This window comes from Brevibacterium sp. FME17, assembly GCF_014897515.1.
Classification (GTDB): domain Bacteria; phylum Actinomycetota; class Actinomycetes; order Actinomycetales; family Brevibacteriaceae; genus Brevibacterium.
In genome coordinates, this window is the sequence record NZ_JABUYD010000037.1 from 1 (window position 1) to 19,647 (window position 19,647).

The following is a 19,647-nucleotide window of genomic DNA, read 5'->3' on the forward strand; positions in this document are numbered from 1 at the left end:
TCGGATGGGCAGTGTGAGAACTTCCATCATCGGAAGACCTCGACGTCTATCCGGGTAGCGACTCGCCTTGTTTGAAATTCATCGGCCTACACTCTCGTTTACGAAGAGCCGGTTAAGGGCATACCCAAGCGAATGACCGCTGATTCTGGGACTAAACGGTGGTCGGTGCAGGTCATGATCAACGGGCGGCGCTTCTCCACGGTGCCAGTACCTTTGGAGACGCTGAACTCGACGCTGTGACGTAGCCAGTGATTTACGGCCAACAGGGGTCAGACTTTCTCCGGATAAGGGGAGGCCTGACCCCTGTTTCATGCGCCGACACATCAAGGTCTTCGAGGCATATACAGAGTGTGAGCAATCAAGAGAACGACCAAACGGCCATAATTCCGAAAGGGCGGATGGCATTCGTCGGCGACCGTCTTGAAATCGACCAGGAGCTCGTCGATGACAAGGTCCGACGTAAGGCCATGTCACCGTCGACAATGAACGCGCTGGCCGGCAATGGGTGCCAGGCACGGTTCGCCATCGAGAAGATCGTCCCGCGCGACGAGTCTGCTTTGACAGCTTCATCCATTGGAACTGTCGCCCATTCGGTCCTCGAAGATCTCTACGGCCTCCCTGGCCCGGAGAGAACAGTGTTCAAAGCCACAGAATTTGCAGCCAAGCACGTTGGCGGAGTTGATCTGTCGACAGTCAATATCAACGGGTTCGACTTCGCGCACGCGAGCGAATCAGAGAAGGCTGCGGTGAGGGCCACTGTCCAGGGAGAAGTCCACACGGCCTACCGAGGGATCTTTGACATCGAAGATCCCGAAGCCGTCAATGTCTTCTCCACCGAAGCCAAACTCAGCGATGTCGACATCTCTGGCGTGCCGGTCGTGGGTTTCATCGACCGTGTTGACCGAATCAACGACGAACTCCGAGTCGTCGATTACAAGACCGGCAAGCAGAAGAAGTCATCGTCGATCTTTGGAGACCCGCACGGCGACCAGCTGCGCATCTACGCCTTGGCCGGTGCGAAGCTCTTCGATCAAGAGATCGAGAATGCGTTCGTTCTCTATACGAAATACTCCAAAGCTCAGCGTGTGGCCATGAGCGCGCCGAAGTTGAAGAAGACCGAGCGGCTCTTCGTCGATACCTGGGAAGAATTGGGCGAATGCTCCGATGAAGCCACGTTTGTAACCACCCCATCTGGCTTGTGCGCCTACTGCCCCCTGGCGCGAATCTGCCCTGCATCAAAGGTCACCGACGCAGATGCAGTCGGCGTGCCGCAGGTCGAGCCCGATGCAGTCGCCGTCTATCCGAACGTGGCCGAAGAACCCGTAGAAACCGACGAATCCGAAGCCGAAGGGGTCCTAAGTGAGCCAACTGCTGAGGCGGACTCTGTTGTAAGTGAAGACATTCACCAGACAGGAGAGAGCACAATGACACGTTGGCCAGAAGACAAGCCCTGGGAAGCCGAAGTTAAGGGACGTCTCAACCCCAACTCGTGGGCTGCCGGTGGTATCGCCGGTGTTGTCACCAACTCAGTTCAGCACCTCAATGCTGCCGGATACGCAGTGAACAAGAAGAATATCCGCGCACTGTCATCGACTCTGGTCAACCTCATCGCTCGTATCGAGTCAGGTCTGGCCGGTCACGACGGTGCGCAATGGGGATCGGGTCTGAACAGCCTGGTGCGCCTGACCATGTGGCGCCTTCTTGATCACGAGATGCCCATTCCGTTCGGTGCCAGCGCGGGCGACTGGCAGTCCTGGGAGACCCGGCTGGTCAATGCCAGCGTCGGCATCATCGCCACGACCGAGGCCATCAATGACGACGCAATCAAGCCTGGCGGGTGGGTGTTGTTCACCTCCGACAACGGCGAGAGCGCCGAGCCTGTAGCCGAAGACGAGACCGACACCGAGGGAGGTGCCCCGGAAGAGGCCGACGAGGAAGCAGACGACGCCACCAAGACCGAGACCGAAGACGAGACCGAATCCGGCGAAGACGAGGCGATCGATACTGATGTGCCATTCGACGACATCGATGACGAAGCCTTTGACGAATCAGCCATGTTCGACGACTGAAAACCCATCCCGATCAAGTTAGACAACCACAACACACGAAGGAACAAACCATGAGTGAAGCCACCGCAGACCTCCAGCCGCTCGTCATTGCAGCAATTAATGCCACCGGCCCCCGCAAAGTCGAAGAAGTCGAAGACGGCGATGAGGTCACACTCGTCGAAGAGACCGAAGAGAACTGGGTCGGTCGGGTCGGCGAGAACGCCCGGCTCATCTACTCGCTGATCAATGACGACCAATCACCCGTGGTCAAGGCCGTAGGTCGTCTGTCTGAGGCAGTGAAATATGTGGCCAATGTTGTCGAGGTCAAGAAGGAGAAGTCGTCGAACCGAGCAATTGTGACCCTAGAGACGAAACCGTCGAAGAAGAACCCCGAAGGCTCAGAGACGGTGCGCACCGACAGGTTCGATGACGGCGGACGCCCCATGGCATCGAAGGCCCGATCGCTCATTGGCCGCCGTGTGTTGGTGTTCAAATACATGGAATCTGCCACTGACGGCTCTGGCCGCGACTTCCGCATTCTCGTCGACATCAAAGATCTCGGTGAGGCACGAGAGTTCGACGAGTAGGCCGCCAACGCCGATCAAAGACCGCCGATTCGTCCACTGTGCGACTCATCGGCGGTCTTTGCGCATAGATACAAGTAGCAGCGCATTTGGCGCCCAACAACGAAGAGGAGACCGCAGTGACTGACACCGCGTGGATGGCAGACGAGACCACCAATGCTGACGAAATCGTCGAAGACGTTGAAACCGACATGACCGACACCGAAGACAACGTCGAAGAGGCGACGGCCGAGCCCGAGCACTTAGATGACGAGGCACTCGACCTCGGTGAGAGCGACGAGGACGCGGATTCTGGCAAGTCCAAGGCGCGGACTCAGGCGCAGTCGAAGGGCCGCGATAAGACCCTCATTCGCCGTACCGTGCGCAAGATGCTCGACGTCCAGGGCGCTGAAGACGATGTGCGCCACGTCGCGGCCTCATTGCTGAGCAAAGACGAGGCTGATGTTGAAGGTTTGGTCGTGACGATTCTGACGGGTGACTCGCGCAAGACCAATCAGCCGATGTCTGACCTCGAAGACCTGATGGAGGCCGACGCCATTGAGATGTCTGCCAACGCCACCGCGTTGGGCAAAGACCGTCTCAAGGCTCTGTGGTCGCTGCTGGGTGATCTCGGCAAGGCTGAAGGTTCTCTGCCTGCCGGCATCGCTCCCGCGGCCATCCAGATCGCAAAGATCATCTCCAAGGACGTCTCCGACGACGATATGCTCACGCTCACTGCCGTCGCAGACCTCATGAAGAAGGCCTAATAGTTCATGTCGAGGTGTCACAGTTGGCGGCCGCTGGAAGTCGTACCGGAACAGCACGCCCACCATCTGCCTGGTGAATGCCGCAAATGCTGGAAGCCCTGTTTTCGCAAAACCGATGACGGTGCCGCCTACTGTGACACCTGCCTTGAGCGTCTGACCCAACACCCGTTCGGACTCGTGCGCACCGCCCTGGCTGCTGACGCCGCTACCCCCGACGACACTCTCGATTTCCTGATGACCGACCACGACCCCGGCGTCGCCAAAGCCGCCGAACGCACCTACATGCGACGGATGCAAGGACTCTAAGACATGGGACTTTTCAAGAAAAAGGACGAGCACGATCCGTTCCTCGACATGGCCGAGGAAGCCGCAAGCCTGCCCCGAGGCGATGAAGACCTCGTCCAACAGTCCAAGAAGTACCGCCGACTGCGTGTAGCGGCGCAATACTCACCAGTTGCAGCGATCGTCGCTGCCTGTGCGGCCTTCGGCAGCCTGGCGCTCATCCCCGAACAGCCGGACCCTATTGAGCCGACATTGACTACTGAGGGCAAAGCCGTCGCCGTCTCCGAAGTCCAAAGCTGGCTGGCCGAGAAACCCTCACCCCTGCCGCAAGGCAAATTCTTAGGCTGGGACGGTTACACCGACGTTCCGTTCCCCGAAGTCAACGACGAGGAGAAGAATAAGTCCAGCTACAAGCCGCCGACCTACAGCGTTGAACGCCACCACTTCAGCGTCGAAGGTCCAGACAACGCCTTGTACCGGGTCGACGTGCAGGTTGCCATCGACGAATCAACAGGTCCGCACATCATCGGCGACCCCTCCCTCATGCCGCGGCCGATCACTGAAACCGATTTTCAACCCGACTCTCCGTGGCCGGGGATGACTGACTCGGGCAACGTCCCCGACTCGGTCAACACGGCGATCGTGTCCTGGCAGAAAGCGTTCGTCTCCGGAAACAGTGACGAGCTGCGCCAGATCGTCGGAGATCAGAACGAATCTCACGTCTACTTGCCGCTAGCGGGTGTGGAGTCCGCTGAGGTCGAAGTCACCAATTCGGCGTTCTTTACCGAAAACGAAGACGGAGATGACGTCCCTGGACCCACGATGCTGGCTCGAGTCGAGATCACACCGACATGGGCCAGCACCGGCGCAAGTGCCACTGACCAGTCCGCTCAGATGCCTGTACTGACTTATGACCTGCTCATCACCGACGCTCAATCGGGTTCACCGAAAGTCGTCGCCTGGGGCGGTCCCGGAGAGGGGCAGGAATTGAAGAAGTATGGCAACGCTGTCACCGGAATGAACGACCAGATTGTCCGCGGTGATGACGCCAACGGATCCGACGACACGACCGGTGAAGATTCGTCCGGTGACCAGCCCGGCGATGACGTAGCACCACTGCCAGACGGTGAGGACTCTGCCTCCGATGCCGACGCTGACGGCAATCAGTAACTAGACGCGACAACGAGGAGAGACTCATGGCGAAGAAGAAGATGAATGCCCTGGAAGTTGCCCAGTCACCGCTGTGGCCGACTGCAATCAAGTCCCGATACAGGGACGGGCGCATTCGCACAATCAATGACGGCGTGTGGCTGGTGCGCAAAATCCCTCTCATGCCCATGACGGATGCGAAGTCCGATGAAGAGCGCTACGCCGCGGGTGTGCCGATCATGAATGCCACGCAGGAGCTCGCTCACATCACTGCGACGTTTGGGAAGAATCGGGCACTGAACAAGTCCGGATACCGTGTCGTGAAGTTCCTGTCGATCAACACTCCAGTCCTCTATCGAGCACCGAAAGATCACCCCATTCGGTCAAAGCTCAACGAGTGGTTCGGTGACAAGGTTGTGCGCGAGAAGATCTGCGTCATGGCCGTGAAGCTCGTTGATTCGCTGGGTGCAGGCCGCGATATCAAGGGCGCTATGGATTCGGCGTGGCAATCCTTTGTCACAGGTGGTATCCCTCTAGAAGACTTCGACCGAGATGCAGCCATCGTCTCCAACGCCCTTCACCGAGCAGGTTTGGTCGCCCCAGACGAAGGCGAGATGCGCATCCTCGATGCCTGGTGGAATCACGGATCCCATTCAGATACCCCGTTCATGCCTCACTCTGACCACCTGCATGTCTTCTCCGACACCGATTCGATGGCTATTGCCGATCGTGCCGGCCTTGATGACTGCTCGAAGTGGCCAAGAATGCAAGGACAGTTTTCCGTCAGCTTCGCGGCTGTTTCATCAGTCGACATCGAACCGACGGACAAGTTCACCGCAATCAGTCCAGAAGCCTCATGGGCATCCCAGCTGACTCAGTCCGGTGCCCTGGTGGTCTCGATTTCGGGCCGGATCGAACCGGCGAAGCAGACGCGGTCTGAATTGCGTCGCAACCGCAAGAAGTACATGGAGGACATCAAGGAACGCCAGGAACAAGGAGCGATGAGCCAGGCTGATGAGGAAGAGCATCATGGGATGCTCCAATCGATGGAAGGCGCCTATGCCGGACGCGGGGCGCCGGCGACAATCGTCGATTGCTCGATCGTGGTCGGGTTCTCGGGCAAAAAGGACTTCTCGCTCATGGGCAACGATTCCATCGTCGAGCTCAATCCGATGATCAATCGCCAACCGCAGGCCATGGCTGAGACCTGGCTGGGCTCGTCAGTGCGTGCCAACCCTTACGCTCAAGAGCTGCCGATGACGACCATCGCCGCCTCGGGAATCAACGACCTCTCGCGCGTCGGCGACAAGTCAGGTGCCAGCGTGGGATTGACCGAACGTGACTCGCGCATGGCCTATCTTTCGCCCACCGCGGCGTCGAATAAGGACGGACTTCCCGTGGCGCTCGTGCCGGGCGCGACTGGCTCAGGAAAAAGTTTGCTGCTTCTGTGGTTGGCTCACCAGTTCTCTTTGATGAAGCGTCCCAACATCATCATCGACCCCAAAGCCCTTGGAGTGAACACTCCGATTGTCACACCTTCCGGGTGCAAGACGATTGCAGAACTCCAGCCCGGCGACGAGATCATCGACTCCACCGGCAATGTTCACCAGGTGACTTCGAAGTCGAAGATCTTCACTGAAGACGAAACCACCGTCTACCGCGTCCACACGGGCGATGGACAGTCCACCATCGCCGACGGTGCGCACCGGTGGATCATCGTTGACGGCGGCAACCGTCGAGTCATGACCACATCGCAGATCCTGACTGAATATGGGGAGCATCCGTTCGCCACTGGTGACATCTGCCTGCCGATGCCAGAACCACTCGTTGGCCGCGAGACTGACCTGCCCGTCGAACCGAAGACTCTCGGCTCCTGGATCGCCGGTGATGATGTCGGTGACACCGTCTCTGCCGTTTGGCCAGAAATGGCAGCACGCAGTCCTGAATCACGCATGATTCCGGCTGCTTACCACCGCTCCAGCATTGCCCAACGTCAGAGTCTCTTCGCACCAATCCTCGCGCGGCTGGGCACAGTCGCCGGCAGTGGTCGAGTCACCATTGATATGACGGCCAGCGTGGCCAAAGACGATCTCGTCGACTTCATTCGCACCTTCGGATACCGCGTCTTCACCACCGACGAGGCGATCACATTCGTCGCCGATAGAACACTGAACGTGCTCACCGACGACGGCTCGGCTCTTCCCGAGTCTGTCCCAGACTCCGAGCGCGCGATGCCAGTGGTCTCGATCTCCGAAGTCGACTACGAACCCGTCCAATGCATCTCCGTTGATTCTCCCGACCACTCGTACCTGACAGGCGGCTTCCTCGTCACCCACAACACAGGTTCAGACCATTCGCAGGCGGTGCTGGCCTCCGGTGGTCAGATTGCAAGCTTGGATGACATATCCAAGTCCGACGGTGTCTTTGACCCGATCCGGTTCATGATGAAGCAGAACACCGATAAGGGTGAGGCTGGTTCCGTCCAGTCAGCTGCCGATCTTGCCGCTTCAGCGATCTTGCAGATCAACCCTTTCGGCCGCGATGCCGATGATTACGAGGTTCTTCTCAACAGGGGCCTGCTGTTCGGCGTCGACAATGGCGCCCAATGTACGGGGCAGGCGCTGAGTTTCGTCGAAGCTAATCTGGGCGAACTCGCTCACACCGATCGAGACAGTGAGGACTTCATCCAAATTATCTCCCGTATTCGTCAGGCGACGCACTCCCCGGCAATCCGGTCGGTCATCGGGATGGACCCCACAACGGCGCCGCTGGGTGTTGCTGAGGGAACGACATTGATCAAAGTCGGAGAATCCCACCTCGACCTACCTCAGCCAGGTCATGACCCACAGAGTATGCAACAGCGTGCGGCGATGGCGTTGGTGCGCATGATGGTCTACGGATCGGCTATGGCCCTGACCGGACGCGGGGGAGTCCTTCACCTTGATGAGGCGTGGACGTTCCTGCAATCCTCAGCCTCGGAGGTCGAGCGACTTGGTCGCCTGGCTCGAAGTCAGGAGGTTCTGCCGATCTTGTGCTCCCAGAGAGTCAAAGACGCCGTCGATGCGGGTCTGAGTGGTTACATTTCGCGCGGTCTCATCATGCATATCAAGGATGAGACCGAGGCGCGACTGGCCTGTCAGTTGTTCAATCTCGAGCCCACTGAGGAGAGGATCGGGCGCATCACGGCCGAAGATCACATCAGCAATGGCGGTCAGCTCATCCCGAACTTCAATTCGCTCAAGGCTCTGCGTGAGGGAGGTGAAGATGAGGCGGGAGAAGTCATTCGCGGTGCGGTGGCCCTCTACGCCGACCTGTCGGGTGAACGTGCAGTGCCGACGGAGATCAACATTCCTTCCGAGTTCTTCGAGTTGATCTCGACTAATCCACTCGATATTGCACGCCGCAACGAACGACTTCATCAGCGAGACGTGTCCAAGATGGCCGTCTGAGGCCTGATTCGGCCCTCCGCAACACAGGTGAAGTGCGAGTGCCCGAATCACCGTCAGCATGGTCTTGCAGGCCGTTGACCTCGGAATATATGAGAATTTCCGAACCTGAGTAGCCACGACTGTCAGCGAACTCTATAGAGAGTATGACGACACAGACAGCTACGCAGCCTCTCGGACGAAAGCTCAGCCGCGCTCAGGCCGATGCGGAAATCGCCGCAATTGGCCAGGCCGTACTTTCGGGCGACCTGCCCGAAGACGCCGGTCGCCGGCAGGTTGCTGAGATCTTCGTAAGCTCCGACGTCGGTGCACAGATCAGCTATCACTTTCGTGCCCGGTCGACCCAAGACATGGTGGACCTCGCCGATTCGGGTCGAGACCTGGTCCTCGACAAGCTGCTCAACGATGCCGTCTTCTACGACTTCAACAAGGCCGACGGGCGCAAGTTCTCCAGTTGGGTCTTTGGCATGATGCTCTCTGCAAAGCCCGCATTGGAGAAGAAACACCGCATCGTCCAAGACCGCTACTGCCCTGTCGAGTCCGTCGGCGAGTACTTCGCGGACAATCAGGAGCCGGAGCCGATGTTCACCTCCACGCCCAAAGTGGAGACCGAAGCGCTGAAGAGCCTCGAACCCGAAGCCGATGTCTTCGAAGAGTTCGCCGACCAGAGCGAACGCTTCCTCAAGCGCTACCGGTCTCGCGAAGAGCGCATCTACGTCTGCGCCCAGTTTCTTCATCGCAAACTCCACCTCCCACCACTTGTTAGACCCGCTGACGCCGCGGAAAGACTGGCCATTCTGGCTCGCCTGAGGGAAGAGCCGAAACTGGCACACCGGTCACTGCTGGCCTTCTATGACCTCATTCAGGGCCGCGAGATCCCCAGTGACATCGGCGACGACCTATTGGCACTGTGGGATGACCTGAGCTTTACAGACGTGAAGCGTCTGCTCACGTCAGCCGGGGCCAAACATATCGCCGTTGTCGCCGAGGCGGCCGTCATGCAGTTGCTCATCCCAGCCAAGACGGCTGTGAAGGCGATGCAGTCAAATCTGAAGAACATGGTCACCTCCAACGACTCGACGCAGTGGAAGAAGCTGTCGAAGGACCTCTTCGACTCGTTCCTTGCCAAGGAGTGCGAACCCGCATCCAGGCATTCGCCGTTGTGGAACTCGATCAACGGGGACGAGGACATCCATGCGAAACCCCAGATTCTGGCGGGAGAGTTCAACACGCTGTGCCAGCAGGTCATCGACCTCTCCGGGCAGCCGCTGGGCGAGACGGTCGAGGAAATCACCGGCGTGCTCATCGACATCTGGGAGGAGGCCTATCACCGTGACAACCTCTCGAAAAACTTCGCCGAAGTCATCGGAGAAGACGAGGGACCGACTGAGACGCAACTTTGCGCATAGATAGATAAAGAGACACCACGATGAAGGCAGGCTTGTGAGCAACCCCAACACGAAGGAACTCAAACTCCCCGCTAAGTTCGACCCGGCTAAACACGCCGCCATTATGGAGCGCAAGGTCAAGGAAGAACTCGGCAGCGATTGGTCGATCAGTCACATCGACAAACAGCGGTGGCGCCTTGTCGCCGTACGTCACACCTCGATGACATCGATGAACGATGAGGGTGAGACTGTCGTTCTTGAACTGGCCAACGGCACAAAGATGTCAGATGCCCCAGCTATTGCCGCTCGGTTCGAGAAGATGAAACCCGGTTACTACCTGACGAAGTTCGAACCATTCCTCAAACCTGGCCGAGCCACCATGCAGAAGTTCGACAAGGCCACCAAGCGCGCCCGAGGCGCTGTTGCCAACGCCCTCGGCGTCCAACCCTGGGCGATTGTCATCACCACCCGATCTGATGGTGGATACGATCTTGAGCTGCCAGATTCCTACACGCCGTCCAAGCACGACGAGAAGCTTGAAGAAGTCGCGACAGACATTGTCGGCGGGCCCGGTTGGTTCACCCGCATTGACCCTCGTTCCCTCGAAGCTTCCATCATCCCCTCGGACCCGCCGACTTTCTCCCAGCTGATCCCGTATCCCACTGATGCCAAGGTCACTGCGTTCGCACCTGGGTCGAAAGAGTGGGCGAAGATTCCACTGGGTGAGCGCCTGCCGGCACCGGGGGAGAAGCATGGAGAAACCTTCATCATCGATTTCGAATCAGGGATGAATTCTCAAGTTGGCGGAACGAGTAACTCAGGAAAATCGGTCTTCCTCAATGACATCGTCGCCGGAGTTCTCGCCCGAGGTGCAGAGCTGGCCATCATCGACACCCCGGCGAAAGCTGTCGATTTCGAGTGGTGCAAGAAATACGTCCGCCCTGAAGGGTGGGGGTGCGAATCGATCGACGAGGCAGCCGCCGTGATGTCGAAGATCTACGCCGAAGGCGACAAGAGGGCGAAGGTACTCAAAGAGTACGGAGTGCAGAACTGGACCCAGCTCCCAGCCGATGCTCAAGAGGCCGCCAAGATGCGGCCCATCTTCCTCATCATGGACGAGGTCACCGGTCTGTGGGCGCTGGAGACAGTGCCCAAGGGCCTCGAAAAGGATCATCCCATGCGGATTGAGGCTCAGGACGCGAACACTGCGAAAGAGATCTTGAAACTGAAGTACTCGAAGACTGCTGCCGAGATGAGGTTCGTGGGCATCAAACTGGTTCTTTCCTCCCAAGTTGCCTCGACTGATACCGGAATCGGCACGGCGCTGAGGACGAATCATCAGAACAAGATCCTCCTCGGCGTGAACCCCACCGAAGGCAACCGAAAGCTGGTATTCCCCGACCCTGCCGCGGTGCCGAAAGTGCCCGAGCACATCAGGTCCAACGCCAAGGTGGGCAAGGGCGTGGGGACGGCTGCCAACGAAGGTGACGAAGCGTGCGTGTTCAAGCCCTACTACGCCTCGACACAAGAGCTTGGAGACTTCCTCAAGAAGTTTGGAGTGCCCACTTTCGAGGGGCAGAGACCGACACGGGCCACGATGGAGCAGTTTGTCCCCACCTCAGGCCCGTCCGACGACGGGGACGAGACCGCCAAGCGTCGCAAGAAGATGGAGGCCGAAGCCATGATCGACCCTGAAACCGGGGAGAAGATGACACCTTTCGAATACGCGAACAAGCAAAAACGACTGTCAGTGCGCAAAGGCGACGCTGACGAGATGAGCGGAGAAAACCAGTGAAAGAAAACAACAGGAAACGCAAGGCCGTCCTTGGCGCGGCCGCTGCTGCCAGCCTCGCCGTCGTACTCGCCGGTGGATATGCCATCAGCGAGCAGGTCAATGACGAGCAGGCCCAGTCCGACAGTGGCGACTACAAGCCGAAATACACGATCAACGCCGATGATGAGCCGACCAAGAGCCCATCGAGTGATGGCGAGGACAACCGGGCGGCCCCACACGATCCCAGTGATACGTCGAGGCTGCCCGACCGTAACGACGGTGATGATGGCAGGTACGGACCAGAACATGGTGACGAGCCCGGTCAGCAGAACTACGCCCTGCCAGACACCAACTCAGGTCTACCAGAGCTCCCGGATCCAACTGGTCCAAAGACCGAGGACAAAGAAGACGATAAGTCAGAAGATAAGTCAGACGATAAGCGTGGCGCTAAGGATCAAGACAGCGGCGGCACAACCGAAGATCCTGACGACGTGTCGCAGCCACCCGGCGACAACGGTGGGTCCGACTCAAATGCAGGCGATGAGCCTGGCGACGACAGTTCTGACGACACACCCGGAGACGGGACCGACAACCCCGGTGATGGCGGCTCTGATGGGTCCGACGACAACCCCGGTGGCGGGACCGACGAGCCTGGCAACGGAGGAGACACCCCTGGAGACGGGGGCGGCTCTGACGGCGAAGATCCTGGCCCTGGCGATGGCGGAGGCAATGACGGCGGAGGTGACGACGGCGATGGATCGGATAACCCCGGAGACGGTGATGGCGGAGACGATGGTGGTGATGACGGACATGGCCCCGTCGACGTCGCAGACCTCGTTGACTTCATCAACGACAAGCGTGGCGACTCACCATTCACCACCCCGGACAAGTTCTCAACCGAAGACCCGGATGCTGACTTGTATGAGAAGCACGAGTCCAAAGACATCGTGGTCACCGATGCTGACGGCACACCACTTGGAGTGTGGTCGGAAATGGACTTCGCGCAGAAGCGGGAGTTCCTCAAGAATTACCCGAATGCCGATGATCTGACTCTCTATGGTGTCGGCGATGGTGAGAAGTCGACCATGACGATCACCGAGTATCGCCTCAAGCCACCGGGGGCAGAAGATGACCACTACAGTGTCGATGCAGGTTCGTCGGTGAAGCTGACGTTTGATGACCTGACGAAGAACGACAAGGTCCTCGACGGTGAAGTTACCGAAGTCACCGGCGACGACGTCAAAGGTCTGACGTGGGATGCCAATTCCGGTGAGATCACCTTCGACGCCTCGGAATATGAGCCCGGCGAAGAAGTGACGTTCACCTACAAGGTTCGTCACACCCAGGATCGAGACAAGAATCGCTCGGGCCAGAATGACGAGGCTGAAGGAAAGGTCACCATCACCATTGGTGAGGACGGCAAAGCCCACGCCAGCGCCCCAGCTGAGAATTCCAAGAGCGCCGAGCTCGCGGATGCGAAACCAGACGATGATGAGAAGTCGGCCGAATCTGATGAGATCTCATCTGATGAAGCTGATGATTCCAAGTCTTCAGATGAAGCTGGCGATGACGACGAGAAGAAGCCAGATTCCATGGTGAAGGTCTCGAACGATATGGCGATCTCACCGGTCGACGAAGAGGATTCTGAGGACTCGGACGAATCCACGACCGAGGATGATCCTGGCAAGGGCTCAGAGAAGGTATCGAACGATATGGCCCACGGGACTGTCGAGGACCCTGAGTCGACTGATGAAGATGAGTCGCAGAAGCCCGATGCCAGTGGTGAAGAGGCACCCAAGGACGAGAAGTCCGATGACGATCAGAAGTCGGTCGCTCCTAAATCTGTCGATACTCAGCCAGCCAAGAAGAAGGTCGATTCCACGGGCGACAGCTGGTGGAAGAAGAAGTCGAGCAAACCAAAAGTCGCCGAGACTCAGCCTGCTGAGAAGCCAAAGTCTGAACCTGCACCGAAGGCCGTCAACACGCAGCCTGCTAAAAGGAAGGCAGCACCGGCACCCAAGGCTGAGGCTCCGAAGAAGGCTGTCGCTAAGGCTCCGACGAAAACGGTGGAAAAGCCAGCGAGCCCACCCACACAGCCAAAGGCACCCGTGGCAAAAGCACCAGTGGACAAGACTCCCGAGAAAGCGAGTAGCGTGACGACCAAACGCGCCTCGAATCCGAAGTCGCTTCATTCTCCGTCCTCGGTTCCGAAGGCGCCGGCGAAATCAGACGGTGGCCCGAGTACCGAGAAGGCGCCCGCACCAAAGGCGAAATCCGGCCAGTCCACCGGTGCCTCAGCGTCTCCATCGGGGGCCAAGTCCTCGGAGCCCAGCAGCTCGAGTCCAGCCCCATCGAAAGGTGGCGGACAAACATCAGGTGATGGGGCATAGACCTAGTGAACGCAATTTCAACTCAGAAGGACACACCATGACAATCATCGACAACGACACCGACCTGACCGCACTTCCCTTCGTCGTCATCACCCTCGACAAGGACACCGAGGAGACGGAGTACCACGGCTGCAAATCTGCCTCCGAGGTCCTCGACTTCGTCATCGACGGCTACTCTGACCTCGATGACACGGAGGCTCTCAAGGCCCGCATCTCTCTGATCGAGGATTCGGTTATTCCGGTCATCACCGAACTTATCTACGGAGGCTATCTTGCCGAGAACGGGCAGAAGCATCTGGAGCAGCGTGACGAGGAGATTCTGCTCTCGCGCTTCAAGGATGATTTCGGAATCATCGACTGGACGCATGAGGAGATCCCGCTCATCGTCGCCAGCACACAGTTCTCGCCGAACACCGATACTCCACGACCTACGGGCAATGTTGAGATCATCGAGGTCGACAACGAACTGGCTGTCATCCGTGCTCTGGCCAGCAAGAAGATCCTCAACGTGATGGAGAACAACGGCTGAGGAAGGCCGAACGAGTCCCTGCACCTATCGACTGCGCCGAGAATCGGCGCATAGATAGGGGTAGGGACTTTTTCGTATCAATACACGGAGCACTGAATATATGGCTGATGAGACGACTTCCGAGGGCAATTCGACGAAAGTGAAGATCGGAGCAATTGTTGCGATTGTGCTTGCGCTGCTGGTCACAGCGGTGTCTTGTTCCGTGAATACTCTGCTGTCCGACCCGACTTCTCAGTCGAAGGCCACAGATTCGAAGACGCCGAACCCGTCTTTCACTATCCCCGCCGATGAGGGTGATGGGGGCGACGATGACGAGACGGATAAGTCAGCCTCGAACGAGCCGTCAGACACTTCAAATCCGTTTGGTGACCCAGGCCGTGACAATGCCTCGGGTGGCCAGCCAGATGATGGCAGTGACACTTTTGCGATGCCGCAGGCACCTTCGGACAACGCGCCCTATATTCCTGACCCGACCGGCCCTGGCAACTCTGATGGCGACGAAGAAGACGACAAGGGCACGAAAGGCAATGAGGGGGACAAGGGCTCTGATGATCGCGAAGGCAGTTCGCCCATCGTCCCGCCAGGCCCACCGAACCCGAACCCTGGTGATGACGATGATGCCGGCAGCGGTTCGTCGGACGGTGACGATGGCACCAACACAGCTTCAGCCTCGGCTAACGGCAGCAACGATTCCGGCGGTAGTGGCAGTGATCCCGATTCGAATGCTGGGTCCGATTCTGCCCAGAACGGCAACGATGACAGCAGCGGCGATAAGGCTTCATCCGATGCCTCGAGTTCAGACGGTGGCTCGACTGGCTCCTCGGACGGATCCAGCAATAGCGACGGCTCCGACTCCAACGCGAATAGCAATGCCAACACCGGTGGCGGGGACGACGACGGTGAAGATCCCGACCCGCAGTACCCGCCAGTGGCCGAAGATTCGGTAGTCAACGGGCTCAATGACAAGCGCGGCGAAGCTGGGACCACACTTCTTGTGACCGAGGCGCCGGAGGATAAGGACGCCTTTGAGACCTCGGACCCGTTCGGTCAGATCGAGGTCACAGTCACGGACGGCGATGCCATCGATGAGCTGTTGGCTTCAGCTCTCGACCGGTTCAACCTCCTGCGTGACTATGGCGAGGATGCTGTCGTCGTGGTTCATGTCGAAACTGAAGAGAGTGCCGACGGCATTCGTGTCAGCGTCAGTTACGAGGTCTTCACTCCGATTGAGCCGGTTGCCGAAGACGATGAAGCCACCATTGACACAGCGAAAGACGAATCAGTGCTCATTGATGTCATTGGCAACGATGACTTCCGCGGTGACATCACTATCGCAATTGTCGATGCTCCAAAGAATGGCCAGACAGCCGTCGAAGGCACCTCAATCCGCTACACACCAGACGGTGGAGACTCAACCAGCGATTCGTTGAAATATTCGCTCACTGACTCCCGCGGAAAGACCGCCGAAGCCAAGGTGACGATCGCCATCGAGCGGTCTGATGAGTCCAGCGAGCCAGAGCCAACAAAGTCTGCTCCAGTCTCGGTGCCGACTACTCCGTCAGCGAAAGAGTCAGCTCCGGCTCAGTAGGTGTGATTGACGGTGGAGGTGGTGCCAACTAGTGCTCGTACCGAAACCATGAGTATTTCGCGGTGTTGCTGAAGACGTTTCGTAGCCCACTCATTATCTTTTGAGTGGGCTCGAAGCGCAGAAGATGCGTACTGCCAGGCGGTGACTTGACCAAGCAATAGAGCAAGCACGTCGACTGCGTTGTCACCAAAGAATTCAGTGAGGGCGGCGACCTTAGGTGCGTAGGCTTCAATCTCATCGGCCGATGCCTCGGCTCTTTCCAAGTTCGCCCATGATGTGAGTCGCAGAATCTCCGGATGAGCAACGAGGTAATCGAAGAGTGCTCCTGCATACGCAGGTAGGTCTTCGGCAGTGAAAGGCACCTCCTCAGCCATCTCCGTCAGCGCTGTCGCTACTACCAGATCGAATAGGTCACCCTTCGGTCCGAAATGTACGTAGATCGATCGTTTATTGACCCGTCCTTCGTCAGCGATCCGATCCACACGGGCTCCAGCGAGACCGAATTGCGCAAACTCGGCACGCGCTGCGCTGAGAATACGTCGCTTGGTGTCAGTGGCATCTGGTGGCATACCCCCAAGTCTAAAGGTAACCATCTGGTTATTGACGGCAGGGTCGTCCTGTGACAAGCTTTCGTCCGTAAGTATCCAGATAGTTACCTAAGGAGTAGCCATGTCCCAGAAGATCCTCATCACCGGCGCCAGCAGCGGATTCGGTCAGGGAGCCGCACTTGAACTCGCCCGGCAGGGCAACGAGGTGATCGCAGCAGCTGAGACTTGGCCCCAGGTCCGCAGCCTTCGTGCTGATGCTGTCGCAGCTGGAGTGGAGCTGACTGTCATCAAGCTCAACCTGCTCGACGATATCGATGTCGCACATGCAGGAACATTCGACGTGGATGTGCTCGTTCTCAACGCTGGAGTCATGGAAGGCGGAGCCGTCGTCGACATTCCGATTCAGCGCGTACGGGAATCGTTCGACATCAATCTGTTCGGGCACCTCGAACTGGTCCAGGCAATTGTGCCGAAGATGATCGCCCGCAACAGTGGTCGAATCGTGTGGACATCGTCCATGGGCGGGATACTCGTCGTGCCATTCCTTGGTGCCTACTGTGCCACCAAGCACGCAATCGAAGCTGTCGCCGGTTCGATGAAGGCCGAGCTCGAGCAATTCGGAATCAAGGTCGCCACAGTCAATCCAGGTGTCTTCGGAACCGGGTTCAACGACACTGGCGCCGAGAGCTACGTGCAGTGGCACAATGCCGACACCGCACACGTCCCGATGCCCGACTTTGGCCCCTCGCTTGCGGATCAGGCGGACCCGCAAGAGATGGTCGATGCAATGGTCGAGACAATCATCTCCGATGACCCGGACTACAGGACCATGAGACCGCTGGAGACCATCGCGGCCGCCAAGCAGTGGCAGGAAACTGAATGGACGCAAAAGGCCTGAGACCAGTTATCACCAGAAAGGAATTGATCACATGTCACACCCCACAATCACCCTGCAAGCCGCGAGCAAGATCATCGACGTTGGGCAAGAGAAGGCGCGCGATCTCGGCTTGAACGCCGTCTTTGCAGTACTCGATGGTGGAGCGAATCTTGTCGCCTTCCAACGAATGGACGGAGCTTGGCTGGCGTCCAACGACCTTGCACTGGCGAAGTCTCGAACCTCGGTCATGTTCGAAGCACCGAGCGAGGCCCTCAACTCGCCATTACAGGTTGGAGAGCCGCTCCCACACTTTGATCACACGAACGGAGGGCTCCTTCTTATGGGTGGGGGAGTCCCGATAGTCAACGACGAGGGACAGCTCATCGGCGGGCTCGGAGTCTCGGGTGGGACTCCGGAACAGGACGCTGAGATCGCCCAGACAGCAATCAGCTAAGCAACATCCACGCCCGCATGACTGTACGTCGAGCGAAGCGTTGAAGTAGTCAACAGGCAAGTGGGGAATCGAGCCATCTCGGTTCCCCACTTCTCTATTCAACGACCGCATTTCATTCGACCAGGAGGCACTATGGCGACCGCGATAAGACAGAATCCATATTCGCACAACTGGGCAACGTTTGCCGCCAACACTGGTGATCACGAGCTTTCAGTCATTTTCGACAACGGAGACTACCGGCATCTGCGTATGAGCAAGCCCGGAATGTTGGCTTGGCACTGGGAGATTTTCACTGCGCCCGGATATCTTGCCTTTGTTGGCGACATCGGAGTTCAGCTGATTTTTCGCCGAACCACGGACATGCTGGGCTTCTTTAACACGCGCAATTACGGAGACATCTACGGTGACGGTTCGCCCTTCATTAATCCGGGATACTGGGAGGAAAAGGCCGGCCCCGACATGCAGTCCGTGACTCGCACGTTCGACGTGGATCACGCCGTCGATGTCGTGCGCGATGCTGTCAACGAACTCGTCGACTGTGACGAAGTCAGGGCAGAAGTCGGCGATGAGTTGATCGCCTCGGCGAGGGACGCTGCCAACCTTGAACCAAATGCACAATCGTTCGGGGCATGGCTCTACGAGTCTGAGCACCTTTCCGCTCTGGCTTCCGAAGCTGAAGTTGAGATCTTCCACCCACAGTTCCTCAACACGTGTTTCGCATTGGCGACTATCGCTAACCGATATGCCGACTACAGTGACGAGGAGGAGTCATGAGCGAAATCCCGGCAGCCGTGACCGCATCCATCCCAGCTTCGTCACCGGGTCAGATGGTTCGACCTGCGATGGATGCGGTAATCCGATCGAACAACCAGGCGGCAGCTTGATTGATGGCCGGGTCGAACACGTTGCACGCGTGGCCCAAGAAGCTCTAGGCATACGCCTGTAGAGTTCATCTCCCATCCACAACAAAGGGCCTCGACACTGACTTGTTTCAGTGTCGAGGCCCTTTGTTGTGGGTTCGTCTACTTCTTAGCGGCGAGCTCAGCGTTGCGTTCGTCGATGAGCTTCTTCATCCGCCGCCTGGTTTTGAGACTTCCACCGGGGTATTCGGAAAGGTCTTCGTCCTCATACGTTTCGGGGATGGCCATCGTCTCTGGAGTTGTCTGCTCCGGTTCGTCCTGTGGCATCGGCTTGACCGCAAACATCGACATGATCTCTTTGACGTCGTCGGAGGTGAACCGGACGGCAGATCGATTGATGCGCAAATGCGGCAGTTCGCCATTGCGAGTTCCATCGCGAAGGAAGTGAACTCCGCACTGCAAGATGGCCGCGGCTTGCTCGGGGGTATAGACACACGGCATTCCATTCGGAACGTAAATGTCCTGCCCCTGGGTGTGCATAACGGCCAGGGGAGAGTGGGTGGGCTCAAGCGAGGGTGCATCTACCGAAGTCTGCGATTCTTTGCTCATACCCTCTCTACGTGCGGCAGTTCGGCTCATGTTCGTAGAAGTTCGCAAATTCTTTGAAAATCTTCACTCGGGACCCTCCCGAAGGGGGTGCCGCACGGTGGCCGCATCATGCGGCCAATGGAGCTGAACGAACTGCTATTCCAAACCCATCAACATCGTTAAACCCCTAGAATCCAGCGAACGATATGGTGCCAAAAGAGGCTTCAAGCGGGTTCGATTCCCGTCATCCCCTCCACCGTGTCGCCGCTGGTCACAGCGGCGACACAGTCATTTGTGGGGAAGAAACCAACACCCTCAATCATCCCAGCGTGACCTAAAATTGAGGTTCCCCGCAAGTTGTGGACACTTGATCTGTCTCACGCGGCTTGCGCAGAC

General features: G+C 58.0%; 16 protein-coding genes. 14 read left to right on the plus strand and 2 right to left on the minus strand.

The features are described 5' to 3' along the window. The first annotated feature begins 398 nt into the window (after positions 1-398). The 11 genes from INT40_RS19520 to INT40_RS19570 all read left to right on the plus strand — a co-directional run bounded on the left by INT40_RS19520 (position 399) and on the right by INT40_RS19570 (position 15,924). On the plus strand, positions 399-2,069 hold the full coding sequence (locus INT40_RS19520) for a RecB family exonuclease (protein WP_193096787.1): 1,671 nt from the start codon (positions 399-401) through the stop codon (positions 2,067-2,069). 50 nt (positions 2,070-2,119) lie between these two features. Further along, positions 2,120-2,635, plus strand: a complete 516-nt coding sequence (locus INT40_RS19525) for a hypothetical protein (protein ID WP_069600532.1) — start codon at positions 2,120-2,122, stop codon at positions 2,633-2,635. A 116-nt stretch (positions 2,636-2,751) separates the two neighbouring features. After that, positions 2,752-3,378, plus strand: a complete 627-nt coding sequence (locus INT40_RS19530) for a hypothetical protein (RefSeq protein WP_193096788.1) — start codon at positions 2,752-2,754, stop codon at positions 3,376-3,378. A 6-nt stretch (positions 3,379-3,384) separates the two neighbouring features. Continuing rightward, positions 3,385-3,684 carry a hypothetical protein gene (locus INT40_RS19535; protein ID WP_069600530.1) on the plus strand — a complete coding sequence of 100 codons (300 nt, stop codon included), beginning with the start codon at positions 3,385-3,387 and terminating at the stop codon, positions 3,682-3,684. 3 nt (positions 3,685-3,687) lie between these two features. Further along, positions 3,688-4,830: a hypothetical protein gene (locus INT40_RS19540; protein ID WP_193096789.1), complete on the plus strand. Its 1,143-nt coding sequence runs from the start codon at positions 3,688-3,690 to the stop codon at positions 4,828-4,830. Positions 4,831-4,856: 26 nt separating this feature from the next. Then, positions 4,857-8,258: an ATP-binding protein gene (locus INT40_RS19545; protein WP_193096790.1), complete on the plus strand. Its 3,402-nt coding sequence runs from the start codon at positions 4,857-4,859 to the stop codon at positions 8,256-8,258. Positions 8,259-8,401: 143 nt separating this feature from the next. Then, positions 8,402-9,664, plus strand: a complete 1,263-nt coding sequence (locus INT40_RS19550) for a hypothetical protein (RefSeq protein ID WP_193096791.1) — start codon at positions 8,402-8,404, stop codon at positions 9,662-9,664. Positions 9,665-9,698: 34 nt separating this feature from the next. Then, positions 9,699-11,438: an FtsK/SpoIIIE domain-containing protein gene (locus INT40_RS19555; protein WP_193072042.1), complete on the plus strand. Its 1,740-nt coding sequence runs from the start codon at positions 9,699-9,701 to the stop codon at positions 11,436-11,438. Then, the gene (locus tag INT40_RS19560; protein WP_193072043.1) at positions 11,435-13,807 is read left to right on the plus strand and encodes a hypothetical protein; all 2,373 of its coding nucleotides are present in this window, start codon (positions 11,435-11,437) and stop codon (positions 13,805-13,807) included. Before INT40_RS19555 ends, INT40_RS19560 begins: the two co-directional genes overlap by 4 nt. Before the next feature lie 37 nt (positions 13,808-13,844). Further along, positions 13,845-14,336 carry a hypothetical protein gene (locus INT40_RS19565; protein WP_193072044.1) on the plus strand — a complete coding sequence of 164 codons (492 nt, stop codon included), beginning with the start codon at positions 13,845-13,847 and terminating at the stop codon, positions 14,334-14,336. A gap of 100 nt (positions 14,337-14,436) precedes the next feature. After that, positions 14,437-15,924 (plus strand): Ig-like domain-containing protein, encoded by a 1,488-nt coding sequence (locus INT40_RS19570; protein ID WP_193072045.1) that lies wholly within the window; start codon positions 14,437-14,439, stop codon positions 15,922-15,924. Here the strand turns inward: INT40_RS19570 and INT40_RS19575 are convergent. Next, entirely contained in the window at positions 15,918-16,493 is a 576-nt protein-coding gene (locus INT40_RS19575) for a TetR family transcriptional regulator (RefSeq protein ID WP_193072046.1), read from the minus strand. The genes INT40_RS19570 and INT40_RS19575 overlap by 7 nt on opposite strands. Before the next feature lie 100 nt (positions 16,494-16,593). Between INT40_RS19575 and INT40_RS19580 the strand changes: the two genes are divergently transcribed. The 3 genes from INT40_RS19580 (at position 16,594) to INT40_RS19590 (ending at position 18,577) form a co-directional block, all read left to right on the plus strand. Beyond that, positions 16,594-17,370, plus strand: a complete 777-nt coding sequence (locus INT40_RS19580) for an SDR family oxidoreductase (RefSeq protein ID WP_193072047.1) — start codon at positions 16,594-16,596, stop codon at positions 17,368-17,370. 31 nt (positions 17,371-17,401) lie between these two features. After that, positions 17,402-17,803: a GlcG/HbpS family heme-binding protein gene (locus tag INT40_RS19585; RefSeq protein ID WP_193072048.1), complete on the plus strand. Its 402-nt coding sequence runs from the start codon at positions 17,402-17,404 to the stop codon at positions 17,801-17,803. Positions 17,804-18,052: 249 nt separating this feature from the next. Further along, positions 18,053-18,577 carry a hypothetical protein gene (locus INT40_RS19590; protein ID WP_193096792.1) on the plus strand — a complete coding sequence of 175 codons (525 nt, stop codon included), beginning with the start codon at positions 18,053-18,055 and terminating at the stop codon, positions 18,575-18,577. A gap of 248 nt (positions 18,578-18,825) precedes the next feature. Here INT40_RS19590 and INT40_RS19595 read toward each other — a convergent pair whose 3' ends face one another. Then, complete coding sequence (locus tag INT40_RS19595; protein ID WP_193072050.1) at positions 18,826-19,272, minus strand: helix-turn-helix domain-containing protein; 447 nt, start codon at positions 19,270-19,272, stop codon at positions 18,826-18,828. Between the last annotated feature and the right edge of the window lie 375 nt (positions 19,273-19,647).

What these genes read in the sequence shown, in the direction of transcription:
- INT40_RS19545 (WP_193096790.1), top strand. Translation starts at nt 4,857, where the DNA reads ATGGCGAAGAAGAAGATGAATGCCCTGGAAGTTGCCCAGTCACCGCTG.
- INT40_RS19585 (WP_193072048.1), top strand. Translation starts at nt 17,402, where the DNA reads ATGTCACACCCCACAATCACCCTGCAAGCCGCGAGCAAGATCATCGAC.
- INT40_RS19525 (WP_069600532.1), top strand. Translation starts at nt 2,120, where the DNA reads ATGAGTGAAGCCACCGCAGACCTCCAGCCGCTCGTCATTGCAGCAATT.
- INT40_RS19565 (WP_193072044.1), top strand. Translation starts at nt 13,845, where the DNA reads ATGACAATCATCGACAACGACACCGACCTGACCGCACTTCCCTTCGTC.
- INT40_RS19590 (WP_193096792.1), top strand. Translation starts at nt 18,053, where the DNA reads ATGAGCAAGCCCGGAATGTTGGCTTGGCACTGGGAGATTTTCACTGCG.
- INT40_RS19550 (WP_193096791.1), top strand. Translation starts at nt 8,402, where the DNA reads ATGACGACACAGACAGCTACGCAGCCTCTCGGACGAAAGCTCAGCCGC.
- INT40_RS19535 (WP_069600530.1), top strand. Translation starts at nt 3,385, where the DNA reads ATGTCGAGGTGTCACAGTTGGCGGCCGCTGGAAGTCGTACCGGAACAG.
- INT40_RS19580 (WP_193072047.1), top strand. Translation starts at nt 16,594, where the DNA reads ATGTCCCAGAAGATCCTCATCACCGGCGCCAGCAGCGGATTCGGTCAG.
- INT40_RS19540 (WP_193096789.1), top strand. Translation starts at nt 3,688, where the DNA reads ATGGGACTTTTCAAGAAAAAGGACGAGCACGATCCGTTCCTCGACATG.
- INT40_RS19595 (WP_193072050.1), bottom strand. Translation starts at nt 19,272, where the DNA reads ATGAGCAAAGAATCGCAGACTTCGGTAGATGCACCCTCGCTTGAGCCC.
- INT40_RS19520 (WP_193096787.1), top strand. Translation starts at nt 399, where the DNA reads ATGGCATTCGTCGGCGACCGTCTTGAAATCGACCAGGAGCTCGTCGAT.
- INT40_RS19575 (WP_193072046.1), bottom strand. Translation starts at nt 16,493, where the DNA reads ATGCCACCAGATGCCACTGACACCAAGCGACGTATTCTCAGCGCAGCG.
- INT40_RS19570 (WP_193072045.1), top strand. Translation starts at nt 14,437, where the DNA reads ATGGCTGATGAGACGACTTCCGAGGGCAATTCGACGAAAGTGAAGATC.